The 14,283-nt window shown below is 65.2% G+C and carries 13 protein-coding genes; 8 read left to right on the top strand and 5 right to left on the bottom strand.

The annotated features are described in order from the left end of the window. Positions 1-59 precede the first annotated feature (59 nt). Positions 60-1,682 carry a benzoylformate decarboxylase gene (mdlC, locus tag FXV83_RS32055; RefSeq protein ID WP_148743580.1) on the top strand — a complete coding sequence of 541 codons (1,623 nt, stop codon included), beginning with the start codon at positions 60-62 and terminating at the stop codon, positions 1,680-1,682. A 170-nt stretch (positions 1,683-1,852) separates the two neighbouring features. On the opposite strand, the gene FXV83_RS32050 is transcribed toward mdlC, so the two are convergent. Next, complete coding sequence (locus tag FXV83_RS32050; protein ID WP_148743579.1) at positions 1,853-2,629, bottom strand: SDR family NAD(P)-dependent oxidoreductase; 777 nt, start codon at positions 2,627-2,629, stop codon at positions 1,853-1,855. Positions 2,630-2,704: 75 nt separating this feature from the next. Between FXV83_RS32050 and FXV83_RS32045 the strand changes: the two genes are divergently transcribed. Then, a complete protein-coding gene (locus FXV83_RS32045) occupies positions 2,705-3,205 on the top strand; it encodes a MarR family winged helix-turn-helix transcriptional regulator (protein WP_187436304.1) in 501 nt (166 codons plus the stop codon). Positions 3,206-3,365: 160 nt separating this feature from the next. Here the strand turns inward: FXV83_RS32045 and FXV83_RS32040 are convergent, their stop codons facing one another. Continuing rightward, positions 3,366-4,160 carry an SDR family oxidoreductase gene (locus tag FXV83_RS32040; RefSeq protein ID WP_148743577.1) on the bottom strand — a complete coding sequence of 265 codons (795 nt, stop codon included), beginning with the start codon at positions 4,158-4,160 and terminating at the stop codon, positions 3,366-3,368. A 28-nt stretch (positions 4,161-4,188) separates the two neighbouring features. Continuing rightward, positions 4,189-4,884, bottom strand: coding sequence for a PAQR family membrane homeostasis protein TrhA (gene trhA, locus FXV83_RS32035; RefSeq protein WP_148743576.1), 696 nt, complete (start codon positions 4,882-4,884; stop codon positions 4,189-4,191). A gap of 178 nt (positions 4,885-5,062) precedes the next feature. Here trhA and FXV83_RS32030 point away from each other — a divergent pair, with 178 nt between their 5' ends. Beyond that, positions 5,063-6,532 (top strand): YcjX family GTP-binding protein, encoded by a 1,470-nt coding sequence (locus FXV83_RS32030; protein ID WP_148743575.1) that lies wholly within the window; start codon positions 5,063-5,065, stop codon positions 6,530-6,532. Beyond that, positions 6,529-7,554, top strand: coding sequence for a YcjF family protein (locus FXV83_RS32025; protein WP_148743574.1), 1,026 nt, complete (start codon positions 6,529-6,531; stop codon positions 7,552-7,554). Before FXV83_RS32030 ends, FXV83_RS32025 begins: the two co-directional genes overlap by 4 nt. A 50-nt stretch (positions 7,555-7,604) precedes the next feature. On the opposite strand, the gene FXV83_RS32020 is transcribed toward FXV83_RS32025, so the two are convergent. Further along, on the bottom strand, positions 7,605-9,134 hold the full coding sequence (locus tag FXV83_RS32020; RefSeq protein WP_148743595.1) for a glycosyltransferase family 39 protein: 1,530 nt from the start codon (positions 9,132-9,134) through the stop codon (positions 7,605-7,607). A gap of 407 nt (positions 9,135-9,541) precedes the next feature. Here FXV83_RS32020 and FXV83_RS32015 point away from each other — a divergent pair, with 407 nt between their 5' ends. The 4 genes from FXV83_RS32015 to FXV83_RS32000 all read left to right on the top strand — a co-directional run bounded on the left by FXV83_RS32015 (position 9,542) and on the right by FXV83_RS32000 (position 13,544). Further along, on the top strand, positions 9,542-11,278 hold the full coding sequence (locus tag FXV83_RS32015) for an adenylate/guanylate cyclase domain-containing protein (RefSeq protein ID WP_148743573.1): 1,737 nt from the start codon (positions 9,542-9,544) through the stop codon (positions 11,276-11,278). Positions 11,279-11,609: 331 nt separating this feature from the next. After that, positions 11,610-12,809: a SorA family sulfite dehydrogenase catalytic subunit gene (gene sorA / locus FXV83_RS32010; protein ID WP_148743572.1), complete on the top strand. Its 1,200-nt coding sequence runs from the start codon at positions 11,610-11,612 to the stop codon at positions 12,807-12,809. Positions 12,810-12,820: 11 nt separating this feature from the next. Further along, positions 12,821-13,135, top strand: a complete 315-nt coding sequence (gene sorB / locus FXV83_RS32005; RefSeq protein WP_187436303.1) for a SorB family sulfite dehydrogenase c-type cytochrome subunit — start codon at positions 12,821-12,823, stop codon at positions 13,133-13,135. Positions 13,136-13,343: 208 nt separating this feature from the next. Continuing rightward, the gene (locus tag FXV83_RS32000) at positions 13,344-13,544 is read left to right on the top strand and encodes a cold-shock protein (RefSeq protein WP_148743570.1); all 201 of its coding nucleotides are present in this window, start codon (positions 13,344-13,346) and stop codon (positions 13,542-13,544) included. A 172-nt stretch (positions 13,545-13,716) separates the two neighbouring features. Here the strand turns inward: FXV83_RS32000 and FXV83_RS31995 are convergent, their stop codons facing one another. Beyond that, positions 13,717-14,205 (bottom strand): Lrp/AsnC ligand binding domain-containing protein, encoded by a 489-nt coding sequence (locus FXV83_RS31995; protein ID WP_148743569.1) that lies wholly within the window; start codon positions 14,203-14,205, stop codon positions 13,717-13,719. Between the last annotated feature and the right edge of the window lie 78 nt (positions 14,206-14,283).

The following is a 14,283-nucleotide window of genomic DNA, read 5'->3' as shown; positions in this document are numbered from 1 at the left end:
GCTGCGCTCGCAATGACGGGTGGGGCGGACAGGATCGACAAACAGAAGGGACGGAAACAATGCCAAAAAACGGCAAATCGGCCAGCAAATCCGTCACCGTCAAGCAGGCCACGCTCGACCTGCTGCGCGCCTTCGACATCAAAAAAGTATTCGGCAATCCCGGCTCGACTGAGCTGCCGTTCCTGAGCGACTGGCCTGATGACATCGACTACGTGCTGGCGCTCCAGGAAGCCTCTGCGGTCGGCATGGCCGACGGTTACGCGCAGGCGACGCGCAATGCAGGCTTCGTCAATCTGCATTCGGCGGCCGGCGTCGGCAATGCACTCGGCAACATCTACACCGCGCATCGCAACCAGACGCCGCTGGTGATCACGGCGGGCCAGCAGGCGCGCTCAATCCTGCCGTTGCAGGCGTTTCTCTACGCCGAGCGCGCCTCCGAATTCCCGCGGCCCTACGTCAAATACAGCGTCGAGCCGGCGCGGCCCGAGGACGTCCCGGCCGCGATCGCGCGCGCCTATTACACCGCGATGCAGCCGCCGTGCGGGCCGACCTTCGTCTCGATCCCGATCGACGATTGGGCGCATGCCACCGCGCCGGTCGAGGCCCGCAAGATCAGCCGCGAGATCGGGCCGGAGCCGGAGGCGATGAAGGCACTGGTCGCGGCGCTCGCCGCGTCAAAACACCCTGCCCTCGTGGTCGGGCCCGGCGTCGACCGTGCCGGCGCGGTCGACCTGATGGTGCAGGTCGCCGAGAGGGCGAAGGCGAGCGTCTGGGTGAGCCCGTTCTCGGCGCGCTGCTCGTTCCCCGAGCGGCATCCGCAGTTCGCAGGCTTCCTGCACGCCTCGCCGGCGCAACTGTCGGACGCGCTGCGCGAGCACGATCTCGTCGTCGTCATCGGCGCGCCGGTGTTCACGTTCCATGTCGAGGGGCATGCCGCTATCTTCGACGGCAGCGCGACGATCTTCCAGATCACCGATGATCCCGACGCCGCGGCCGTGACGCCAGTCGGCACCAGCATCATCGCGACGATGAAGCCGGCGCTGACCATGCTGCTCGACCTCCTGCCGCAGACCAAGCGCGCGGCGCCAAAGGGCCGCACACTGCCGCCGGCCCCGCAAGCCGGCGATCCGCTGCCGGTCGAGTTCCTGATGAATTCGCTGTCGCAGGCGATGCCGAACGAGGCCGCGCTGGTCGAGGAAGTACCTTCGCACCGGCCGGCGATGCAAAAGTTCATGCCGATGCGCGGCCAAGACAGCTTTTACACGATGTCGAGCGGCGGCCTCGGTTACTCCCTGCCCGCGGCGGTCGGCATGGCGCTCGGCAAGCCGAAGCAGCGTACGGTGTGCCTGATCGGCGACGGTTCGGCGATGTATTCGATCCAGGCGCTGTGGACCGCCGCGCAGCGAAGGCTGCCGCTCACGATCGTCGTCATCAACAATTCCGGCTATGGCGCGATGAGATCGTTCAGTCAGGTGATGCAGGTCAGGAACGTACCGGGGCTGGAGCTGCCGGGAATCGATTTCGTCAGGCTCGCCGAGGGCATGGGGTGCGATGCGGTGCGGGTGAGCAAGGCGGCGGAGCTGGACGGCGCGTTACAGCGCGCGATGACGTTCGAAGGCACGAGCCTGGTCGAGGTGGTCGTGGATTCGGCGGTGCCGGTGTTGTACGGGCAGAAGCATTAGGGGCACGCTACGCATCCACAATGTCGTCCTGGCGAAAGCCAGGACCCATTTCCACAGCAGGATGTTTGGCGAAGATTGGTTGACCCGATCTCGCGACACAACTGCTCCCTGGGGTAATGGGTCCTGGCTTTCGCCAGGACGACAACGAGATTTTGGCAAGACCGCCCGAACTACGACGCCAGAAATCCACCGTCCGCCGCAAGCACGTGGCCGACGACGTATGACGACGCATCGGACGACAGCCACACCACGGCCTCGGCCACTTCCTCGGGCGTTCCCATCCGTCGCAGCGGCAGGCCTGCAGCCACGGTCGCTACGTCGCCGACGCCGGCGCGGAGCATCATGTCGGTGACGACGCGGCCGGGGGCGATGGCGTTGATGCGGATGCCGCGCGGAGCGTTTTCCATCGCCGCTGAACGCGTCAGCGAGATCGCGGCCGCCTTCGAGGCCGAGTAGAGCGAGAAGCCGGGATTGGGATTGCGCACGCCGCTGACGGAGGCGTTGACGACGATGCTGCCGCGCCCCTGCACCAGCATCGCCGGCAGTTGATGGCGCAGGCACAAAAACAGCGCGCGGACATTGGTGTCGAATACGCTGTCGTAGATGTCCATGCCCTGCTCTTCCAGCGGCCCGCGGCGTTCCTGAAAGCCGGCATTGTTGAAGGCGACGTCGAGCCGGCCGCAGCGCTCGACTGCCGTGCGGACCAGGTGCGCGACGTCGTCCTCTCGCGTGATGTCGGACTTGAGCGAGATCGCGTCCGCACCGAGCTCCCGGCACGCGGCGGCGGCAGCCTCGATCTCGGCCTCTCGCCGGCCCGCAACGATGATCGCGTCTGCGCCTTCTGACGCCATCCGCAAGGCCGTAGCGCGGCCGATGCCGCTGCCGCCGCCCGTGACCAGACAGACCTTGCCTGTCATCCGCATCCTGGCCGGCAAAGTTCCACTCATGGGCCACTCCAAAACGCTTGCGCGCGCCGTTGCGCGCATATAGTTGTATGATACAACTATATGCGGAGAGTCAAGGTGGCCGGGCTTTCGCTGATCGACGACATCCGCGCCGCCTCGCGCCTGATGGTGCGGGAGCTCGGCTTCATGGACGCGACGGTGGCGGCATCCGACTACCCACCCTCAGCCGTCCACACCATTCTGGAGATCGGCATCCGCGGCCCGATGAGCTCGGGCGAGCTGGGCGACTTCCTGCGCCTGGAGAAGTCGAGCGTCAGCCGCCTGGTGCGCAAGCTGATCGACTGCGGCGAGTTGCGGGAGACACCGGACGAAGCCGACGCGCGCAGCAAGCTGCTCTCGCTGACGGCGAAGGGCCGGCGCACGCTGGAGGCGCTGCACGCGTTCGGGCGGCAGCAGGTGAGCGGCGCGCTGGCCGCATTAACGGTCACGGAGCAGCGCACGGTGCGCGAGGGCATGATGCTTTATGCACGGGCGCTGCGGCAGAGCCGGATGGAGGATGAGGCGCTGTCAGCGGCGCAAGCCGTCGTCCCGGCGAAGGCCGGGACCCATACCGCGTGATCTATCGGTGTACCCGCGGTGTTAGTACCGCGAAAAACCACGACCGGTCTTCGCCAAACTTCTCCCTGTGGTTATGGGTCCCGGCCCCCCGTGCGCAATTGCGCACTAGGCCGGGACGACAGCGAGTGTTTGCTACGCAACTGTGCCTCAAGCCCCTTCCCTACTTCCCGAACTCGTCCCGCATCCTGGCCTGGATCTTAGCCATGCCGCCGATCCAGCGGTCGTAGTTCTCGGCCTTCCTGCGCATGTAGCCGAGCACCTGCGGATGCGGCAGGATCAAGAACGTCTCTTGATCGAGGCCGGCGAGCACGTCTTTCGCCACCTGCTCGGGCGCCAGGTCGCCGTCACCGGATTGCGGGCCCTTGGGGATCGCGCGCAGCATGTTGGTGTCGACGCCTTGCGGGCAGAGGATCGAGACGCGGATGTTGTGCGCCTTATGTGAGATCGCCAGATTTTCGGCAAAGCCGACCGCGGCGTGCTTGGTGGTCGAATAAGCGGGGCTGCCGACCTGCGACAACAGGCCCGCCGCCGAGATCGTGTTGAGGAAATAGCCGCCGCCGCGCGCTTTCATTCGCGGGATGAGATGCCGCGCTGCATAGACATGGGCCATGACGTGGATCGCCCAGCTGCGCTGCCACGGCTCATCCGAAGAGCCGCCGGCATTTTCCGACATCGGATCGAAGCCGCCGCCGATGCCGGCATTGGAGCAGAACAGGTCGATCGGTCCGAACTGCCGCTCGGTCTCCTCGATGACGTGAGAAATGTCCTTTTCCTGCGCGACGTCGCATTTGAACGCGGCACCGTCCACCATGGCAGCGACCGCCCTGGCGCCGGCGGCCTCCATGTCCGCGACCACGATCTTGGCCGCGCCGGCTTCATGAAAGGCTTCGCACAGCGCCTTGCCGATGCCATTGGCGCCGCCGGTGACAACCACGACCTTGCCGGTCACCTGCATGCGACGTCTCCTCCTGGCCCGCGTGTTCTCAGCTCAACACGAGGTCGAGCACCGCGGTATAATGGCACGCCGCCCCGGCCAAGACAAAGCCGTGCCAGATCGCATTCTGAAAGCGCAGGCGCCGCCAGGCATGGAAGATCACGCCAAACGAGTAGAGCACGCCGCCCGCGACCACGAAGCCCAGCACCACCGCGGGCAGCGCCTTGACTACGGCATCGTAGAGCATCATGCCGCTCCAGCCCATGGCGAGGTAGATACCGACCGCGACGCGGTCGAGCCGGCCGGGATAGCGAAGCTTGAGCACGATGCCCAGGATCGCGACACACCAGACACAGATGAGCAGCGCCAGCGCGAACACACTGTCCTTCAGCTCCAGGATGAACGGCGTGTAGGTGGCAGCGATCAGGAGGTAGATCGCGGAATGGTCAAAGCGCCGCAGCAGCCATTTGGCTGGCGAGACCGGCCAGAGATTATAGGTCGCCGACAGCACCAGCATCGAGAGCAGGCCCGCGACATAGATCGAGACACCGACGATGTTGACTGCGTCGGCATAGACCGCTGCGAGCACCACCAGAACGGTCGCGGCGATAATACCGGACAACACGCCGATACCATGGATGATGCCGTCGGCGATCATCTCGGCGCGATCGTAGTTCCAGCGGAACGCATCGGCGGCGGCATGGACGGAGGTCGAGGCGAGCTGTTTCAGCGTGAAGACAGGCATGGCGATCCGGGGCGCAATAGGTGTCCGATATTGGTCTTTGGCAGTTAACGCGGCGTTCAAAGGCTGCTTCACCCAGGAAGACGGTGGAAGTATGAAGCTTGATTTTCGTCAGGCAGTTGCCACTTTTGTGACTAGTCCGTTTTGGCTATTTGCCCGCCCCGAGACCTCTCACGTTCATATGGCATTCAGTTTCCAGGATATGGTCGAGGAGGCGCGCCTGTCGGCCCGGGCGCTGATCGACTATGGCGAGCATCTGTTCAACCCGACGGTACGGCTCGGCGTCACCGGCCTGTCCCGGGCCGGCAAGACCGTGTTCATCACCGCGCTGATCCATGGGCTGACGCGCGGCGGCCGGTTTCCGGTGTTCGAGGCCTACGCCTCGGGCCGGGTCGCGCGGGCGCATCTGGCGCCGCAGCCCGACGATGCGGTGCCGCGCTTCGCCTACGAGAACCATCTGCGCGCGCTGATCGAGGAGCGGCGCTGGCCGAATTCGACCGTCGATATCAGCGAGCTGCGGCTCGTCATCGACTACCAGCGCCACAACGGCGCGGACCGCACCCTGACGCTCGACATCGTCGACTATCCCGGCGAATGGCTGCTCGACCTGCCGCTGCTGCAAAAGAGTTATGAGCAGTGGTCGGCGGAAAGCCTCGCGCTGTCGCGCGAGGCGCCGCGCGTGCACCTTGCCGCCGATTGGCATGCGCATCTTGCGGCCTTGAAGCCGGAGGCGCGCGAGGACGAGCAGGCGACGCTCACGGCGGCAAAGCTCTTCACCGGCTACTTGCGCGCCTGCCGCGACGAGCGCTTTGCCATGAGCCTGCTGCCGCCCGGCCGCTTCCTGATGCCCGGCAATCTCGCAGGCTCGCCGGCGCTGACCTTCGCGCCGCTCGACGTGCCCCTGGACGGCCAGGCGCCGGAGGGATCGCTGTGGGCGATGATGGTTCGCCGCTATGAGGCCTACAAGGACGTCGTGGTACGGCCGTTCTTCCGCGATCATTTCGCGCGGCTCGATCGCCAGATCGTGCTGGCGGATGCGCTCGCCGCATTCAACTCGGGTCCGGGGGCCCTGCACGATCTCGAAGCAGCCCTCGCCGGCATTCTCGACTGCTTCCGCATCGGCCGCAGCACCTTCCTCTCCAACCTGTTCCGGCCGCGCATCGACCGCATCCTGTTCGCGGCGACCAAGGCGGACCATCTGCACCATTCCAGCCACGACCGTCTCGAGGCCGTGCTGCACCACGCGGTCGCCCGCGCCGTGACGCGCGCCGAAAACACCGGCGCGGAGATCGACGTGGTGGCCCTCGCCGCCGTGCGCGCGACGCGCGAGGCGCAGGTTGCGCATGGCCGCGATAAATTGCCGTCGATCCTGGGGACACCGGCCGCGGGCGAAAGCGCCGGCGGCGAGTTCTTTGACGGCAATACGGAGGTGGCGACCTTTCCGGGCGATTTGCCGCTCGATCCGGGGGCACTGTTCAATGGTGCGGATGCATTTCGCGGGCTGTCGACCGCCGCCGCCGAGAAGAGCGATTTCCGCTTCCTGCGCTTTCGTCCGCCAAAACTCGAACGCGAGGGCACGGACGAGCCGGCGCTGCCTCACATCCGCCTCGACCGTGCCTTGCAGTTCCTGATCGGAGACAAGCTGTCATGAACGACCGATCCCCGCCGCGGCGGCCGGCCACGTTCCGGCTGGACGATCCCGGCGTCGTCGTCACCGAGGCCAATGAGACCGCCCGGCTCGGCCGCGGCACCATCCAGATCACGCCGGAGTCCGATCCAATGGCGCTGCCGGTGCCGATCGAGGCTGCGCTTCCGGCGCGGCGCAGCTTTCCCTGGGGCGCGCTGTTCTGGTCCGGCGTTGCCGGGCTGACGCTCCTTGGAGTCGGCCTCGGCGTCGTCCATCTGATCGAGGACCTGTTTGCGCGCAGCGAGAGCCTCGGCTTCGTCGGACTTTCTCTTGCATTCGTCACCGCGCTTGCGCTTGCGGTGGTGATCGGGCGCGAGGGGCTTGGTCTCGCGCGGCTCGCGACGATCGAAAAACTGCATCGGCGCGCCGCCGCGGTGCTCGCCAGCGACGATCGCAAGGAGAGCCGCGCCATCGTGCAGGACCTGCTTAAGATCGCGCACCAGAACCCGCAGCTTGCGCGCGCCCGCGCGGCGCTGGAAAGTCACGCCGGCGAGATCATCGACGGTGCCGACATGGTCCGGCTCGCCGAGCGCGAACTGATGGCGCCGCTGGATATTGAGGCGCGGCGGCTGGTGTCGGTTGCGGCGCAGCGGGTCTCCATCGTGACTGCGGTTTCGCCCCGCGCGCTGATCGACGTGCTGTTCGTGTTCGTCGCCTCGCTGCGCCTGATCCGCCAGCTCGCCCGGCTCTATGGCGGCCGCCCCGGCGCGCTCGGCATGATCCGCCTGCTCCGCCACGTCATCGCCCATCTCGCCATCACCGGCGGCATGGCCGCGAGCGACAGCCTGGTGCAGCAGATGCTCGGCCACGGCATTGCGGCGAAGCTGTCGCAGCGCCTCGGCGAAGGCATGCTCAACGGATTGTTGACGGCGCGGCTGGGCCTGGCCGCAATCGACGTCACAAGACCGCTGCCGTTCGCAGCCCTGCCGCCGCCGAAGCTGTCGGATCTCGCGACGGATCTGTTGCGGAAGAAGGACGAGGAGTAGCGCCACCTTCTCCCACAAGGGGAGAAGGAAGAAGATCGGCGCTTGCCTCACTAGGCGGATACGCGCTTCTCGAATTCCCCCGCCAGCACGCGCCACTGGAACAGCGGCGAGTCCTTTGGCGGCGACAGTTGCGGGCTCCAGCCGGTAAGCTTTTCCAACACGTAGGTATCCGTTAGAACGCCGCGCCAGCGGCGTTCGACTTGACCAAACTGCTCGCGCTTCGCGGGGATCGCGTCCCACACCGGTGCGCGATTATCGGGCTCGCGGCCGACATAGATGCCGGCGTGCCCCTTGATGCGGTCCATGCCGGGATTGGCAAACTCCTGGAAGCGGCCGCGCTCGTTGATCTCGATCACCGGCACGCGGCCCCTGAACAGCCAGCGCATCATGGCATAGGTGCGATAGTCCGTGGTCGCGATCCAGGTTGCGCCGGCCTCGTCGAGCGCAGCCTGTGCGCGCGCCGCGACCTTGTCGTAGCCGGCCTCGGCGCCGACCGGATCGATCTTGCCGAGAAAATTCCAGGGTGCGGCGACGTAATAGAGGAACACGATGACGACGAAAGCGAGCCCTGAGACGACCGCGGTATTGGCCCAGACGACGCTGGACCGGATCATCCGCGTCGACCAATTTTCTCGCGGCATCATTGTAAGATTGATGGCGGCGGCAGCAAAGCCGACCGGCCACATGAACATCGGCCAGGTGTCGCCGACCCTGAGCGTCAGCGATTTCGCAAAGAAATAAAGGAACGGCACCAGCACCGCGGTCGACAGCAGGATCGCGACCGGCTCGCGGGTGCGATAGCCGCGCCACGCCGTCATGACCAGCGCCGACAGCACCACCGGCAACATCACAAAGCCGACTAGCCCGAATTGCAGGCCGATATAATCGCCGATGGTGCGGAGCGAGACGCCGTAATTGGCGGTGGCGCGCACGCCCTGGAAGCGGAACGAAGCCCAATCGTGCTGTGCGTTCCAGATCAGCACCGGCGAGAACACGACGATGGCGACGACTACCGCGAGATAAGGATAGGGACTGCGCAGCCAGCGCCATCGCCAGTCCGGCACCAGCAGGAAGACGGCGACGGCGGGTGCGAACATGATAGCGGTGAATTTCGACAGCAGCGACAGGCCGGCGAACAGTCCGGCCGCGAGCCACCAGCGGCCGTCGCCGCTTTGCGCGAGCCTAACCAGAGCCCACATCATCGCGACCGCGAACGGGATCATGGCGACGTCGGGCGCGACCTTGGCCATCAGCAGGCCGTAATAGAGCGCGGCCTCCGGCATCAACACCGCGAGCACGACCACACGCGCGTCACGGGTGACGCGCCGGACGATGTCGGCGAGCAAGAGCTGTGTCACCAGCATCGCAAGAATGCCGCCGAAGCGGACGCCGAGCGCAGTATCGCCGAAGATCGCCGTGCCGAAGCGGATGAACCAGGCGATCATCGGGGGATGATCGAGGAAGCTCAGCGCGGTCTCCTTCGACCAGGTCCAGTAATAGGCCTCGTCGGTGCGCAGCTCGAGCGCGGACGCATAAACGATGCGCAGCACTGTCATCGCGGCGATGATCAGCGCAGCCATGACGAGGGGCCGGCGCGCGGCGCCGTCGGGGTGCACTGAGATGTCGGGAGCTGTCTTCACGGCCGCGCTTTTCCCCGACTTGGAAGGGGGAGTCAATGTAGGGGGCGCTCTCTCTCCACGAGTCGTCCCGGACAGGCGCGCGGAGCGGCGCGCAGATCCCCATAAGCACAGGGAGGAGTTTGGCGAAGACTCGGAGTGATCAGCCTGTATCACAACCGCTCCCTGTGGCTATGGGTCCCGGATCTGCGCGCGCTTGGGGGCGCGCTTGTCCGGGACGACAGTGGTGTGCGCCGGGACGACAGTGGTGTATGCCTCCACTTACCGCGCATGTGATCGGACGGGCCGTCCGCCGCGGGAATTTAACTCTCCGCTGGCTGTTCTGCTTCATGAACTGGTACAAGCAAATCATGGCCGCCACAGCTGCTTCACGATTGTCCGAACTTTTTCGCGGCACCAGCGCACGCCAGGTGCGGCTGGTCTGCGGCGTCGTCCTGTTCGCCTATGTGGTGAGCCATTTTCTCAACCACGCGCTCGGCAATGTGTCGGTCGGTGCCATGGAGGTCGGGGTCTACTATCACACTGCGTTCTGGCAGTTCCTGCCGGTCGCGATCGTGTTCTACGGCGCAGCGCTCATCCATATGGGGCTCGGCGTGTACGCGCTGTATCAACGCCGGCAGTTCCGCTGGAAGACGATCGAGCCGCTCCAGCTGGTGCTTGGGCTGAGCATCCCCGCCCTGGTGATGGCGCATGTGATCGGCGTGCGGCTCGGCCACACGCTGTTTGCGCACGAAAAGCTCTATCCGCAGGAGCTCTACCTGTTCTTCGTCGCATCGCCCGGCCGGCTCTGGCAGATGACGATCCTGCTCGTCATCGCCTGGGTTCACGGTTGCATCGGAATCTATTTCTGGCTTCGCCTGAAGCCGTTCTTCACGCGCGCCGCACCGTATCTGCTCGCGGCGGCCGTGCTGATCCCGACGCTGGCGCTGCTCGGCATCTATCAGGGCGGACGCAGCGTCGCGGCCGAGAGCGACGACGGCGAATGGCGCACGCACAATCTGACGCGCCGCCAGGTCGGCACAGTCGCGGAGGCCGACACGCTGGAGCGCATCACCGGCGGCCTTACCATCGGCTATCTCGGCCTGCTCGGACTGGCGCTGGCGGCGCGCGGCGTGAGGGCCTATCGCGAGCGGCGCGGCGGCATGATCGCGCTGTCCTATGGCAACGGCAAGACAGTGCGCGTGCCCAAGGGGCTCTCCGTGCTGGAAGCGAGCCTGCGCCACAGCGTGCCGCATGCCAGCGTCTGCGGCGGCCGCGCCCGCTGCTCGACCTGCCGCATCCGCATCATCGGCGACCATGCCGCCCTGCCCGAGCCGTCGCAGCGCGAGGCTTTCGTGCTCACCCGGGTCGGCACCACCGACCCCTCGATCAGGCTCGCCTGCCAGTTGCGGCCGACCTCCGACCTCTCGTTCTTCCAGCTCTTCACGCCGCAGACGCTATCGGCGAACGCGCCCGCCTCGACGCCGGCGCGAATCGGCCAGGAGCGCTATCTCGTCAGCCTGTTCGTGGACATGCGCGGCTCGACGCAACTCGCCGAGAAGCGGTTGCCGTTCGACACCGTCTTCATCGTCAACCGTTTCCTCGGCGCGGTGTCACAGGCCGTGATCGAGAATGGCGGTCAGCCCAACCAGTTCGTCGGCGACGGCATGCTGGCGCTGTTCGGCCTTTCCGCCGATCCGCAGACCGCCTGCCGGCAGGCGCTGAAGGCCGCAGCCGGCATCGCCCTGCATATCGACGAGCTCAATCAATTGCTCAGTCACGATTTGCGCCAACCGATCCGGTTCGGCATCGGGATCCACGGCGGCGAGGTGATCATCGGCGACATCGGCTATCGCGATCACATCGTCTTCACTGCGCTAGGCGACGCCGTCAACGTGGCCGCGCGTCTCCAGGACATGACCAAGACGCTCGGCTGCGAGGCGATCGTCTCCGACGAGGTCCGGCGTACCGCCGGCCTTCATGACGATGTCTTGCCGCAGCAGGAGGTCGCGATCCGCGGCCGTGACGAGCCGATGGTCGTCCGCGTCGTTGCGGATGCCAGGGAGCTGTCCCCGCTCGTCGGCAGCAGCGAGCGCGTCGCGGCGTGATGCGCGAGCCACGCGCGCGGTGAGCTCCCTCGCCCGCTCGCGGGAGAGGGTTGGGGAGAGGGTGTCTCCGCAACGGGACAATCCACAAGCGGAGAAAGCCCTCACCGGCGCTGCGCGCCGACCTTTCCCGCAGGCGGGAGAGGTGGAGCGCACCGTCGCCGCCGCTACAACTCGACTCCATCTCATCGCGGAGTAACACCGCGTTGCTGCGACGCAGCGGCATGGGCCTGCTGCGAAAGCACGAATTGACTTCACGGCTTTCAGTGCAACAGATGAGCGCGGGTCTGCGGTGATGACCGCTGGCCAACGAAAAGCTCCGGGAGGGGACCAAATGTTTGATAGACGCGACCTGCTCAAAGGAGCGGGGCTTGCTGCTATTGCGGCCACACTGAACTCAACCAAGGCGTTGGCAACGAACACCGTCACCTTGCCCTTCGTCAACGGCGAACGGCCGCTGGTGAAATATCCACAGAAGCGGCCGATGATCGGCCTGACCAGCCGGCCGCCGCAGCTCGAGACGCCGTTTGCGGTGTTCAATGACGGACCGATCACAGCGAATAACGCGTTCTTCGTGCGCTATCACCTGTCGGACCTGCCCTACAATCTCGATCCCGACAAGTTCACGCTCGAGGTCAAGGGCAAGGTCGACAAGCCGCTCAAGCTGTCGCTGAAGGACATCAGGAAGATGAAGGCGACGGAGATCGTCGCCGTCAACCAGTGCTCCGGCAACAGCCGCGGCTTCTTCGAGCCGCGCGTCGCCGGCGGCCAGCTCGCCAACGGGGCGATGGGCAATGCGCGCTGGCGCGGCGTACCGCTGAAGACGGTGCTCGACATGGCGGGCGTGCAGGCCGGCGCAAAGCAGGTCACGTTCAACGGCATGGACGGCCCGGTCAGCGACAAGACACCCGACTTCGTCAAGGCGCTCGACGTCGAGCACGCCACCGACGGCGAGGTGATGCTGGCCTATGGCATGAACGGCGAGGACCTGCCGTTCCTGAACGGCTTTCCGCTGCGCCTGATCGTGCCGGGCTATTACGGCACCTATTGGGTCAAGCACCTCAACGAGATCACCGTCATCGACAACGTCTATGACGGCTTCTGGATGAAGTCGGCCTATCGCATTCCGGACACGCCGAACAATGCGGTCGAGCCCGGCACCTCGCCGAAGGCGACCATCCCGATCAATCGCTTCACCATCCGCTCCTTCATCACCAGCGTCCCGGACGGCGCGAAATTGAAGAAGGGCGGCATCACCCTGCGCGGCATCGCGTTCGACGGCGGCAAGGGCATCAAGGAGGTTGCGGTGTCCATCGACGGCGGCAAGACCTGGACCAACGCAAAGCTCGGCAAGGATCTTGGCAAATATTCGTTCCGCGAATGGCAGCTGCCGGTGAAGCTCACCACCGGTGCGTATGAGCTCAAGGTACGTGCCACCAGCAATGGCGGCGAGACGCAGCCCGACCAGCCGCGCTGGAACCCGGCGGGTTATTTGCGCAATGTCGTCGAGACCGTCCGCGTGACGGTGGCCTGAGGAGGATGATCATGCAACGGACCGCTCTACTCGCCATCGTTCTCTCCATGGCGCTCGCCGCCAGCTTCGGCTCCGTGACCGCGGCGCCCGTGAACTATCAGCTTCCGGACGAGGTCGCCGCCTTCAAGCCCGGCCCCAATCTCGCGGTCGTGCAGGGCAATTGCAGCGCCTGCCATTCGGCCGACTACGTCAGCACCCAGCCGCCGATGAAGGACAAGAAAAGTTTCTGGCAAGCCGAGGTGACCAAGATGATCAAGGTCTATGGCGCCCCGATCGACGATGCCGATGTCGGCAAGATCGTCGACTATCTGGCCGCGACTTATTGACAGGTCGCCGCGCGCGTTCGTAGCGATTGACCGCGAAACGGGCAAAACCGGTAAAAACGCCGCGAAGTTGAGCGATTTTCGGCGAAACGCCGATATGGTTTGAGCTACCAAGCCTGCCACATTCCGCGTATCCTGTTAGGACCGAACCGGCCGGTTGGCGGGGACTGGCGGTTCGAGATCTCGGAGGAAGACCCGCGGAGAAGACGTGATGCCCAAAGGTACGGTCAAGTGGTTCAACCCGACGAAGGGTTATGGATTTATCCAGCCTGCGTCGGGAGGCAAGGATGTGTTCGTGCATATCTCAGCAGTGCAGAAAGCCGGTCTGTCGTCCCTGAACGAAGGACAGACGGTGGAATATGAAGAGATCGCAAACCGGGGCAAGACGTCGGCAGAAAACCTCAAAATATAAGCCCGCCAGCCTTTGCTGCCTCCCGGATCATGTCCGGGAGCAGGGCCGAGAAAATTTCAGAAGACAGCCAGTGCATTCGACGACAGGCGTTGCGATTGCACACGGATAGCTATTTTGCCCGCGAAGACCGCATCTTCGACGCCTCAACAATGACAATCGCGACGGCACTTCGCTAGCCCACCGGCAACGGTGCGTCGCGCTTGATCTCCTCCATCACGGCGTAGGTGCGCGTCTCGCGCACGCCCGGCATCGACAGCAAGGTCTCGCCGAGAAACCGCCGATACGCCGCCATGTCGGCCAGCCGTGCCTTCACAAGATAGTCGAAGCCGCCGGCAACCATGTGACACTCCAGCACCTCGGGCGCGAGTTTCACCGCGCGCGCGAAGCGTTCGAAATTGTCCGGCGTGGTCTTGTCGAGCAGCACCTCGACGAACACCAGAAGCCCAAGGCCGAGCCGGTGCGGATTGAGCCTTGCGCCATAACCCTCGACGAAGCCCTCGCGCTGCAAGCGCTTCAGCCGTTCGCCGATCGAGGTCGGCGACAGGCCGATGCGCTCGGCGAGCTCGACATTGGTGATTCGCCCATCCTCCTGCAAAATCGAGAGGATTCTCCGGTCGATCCGATCAAGCTCCGTACTCTTTGCGGAATTCTTTGTGTCCATCTTCATTTTGTAAGGCAAAGCAGCTAATTTGTCTATCGAGCCACGGCAACACGGGCATTACCCTTGGATTCTGAGCCA

Source organism: Bradyrhizobium hipponense (assembly GCF_008123965.1).
GTDB classification, from domain to species: Bacteria; Pseudomonadota; Alphaproteobacteria; order Rhizobiales; family Xanthobacteraceae; genus Bradyrhizobium; species Bradyrhizobium hipponense.
Note: the sequence above shows the minus strand (reverse complement) of the source record. Positions and strands in the feature narration are given on the sequence as shown.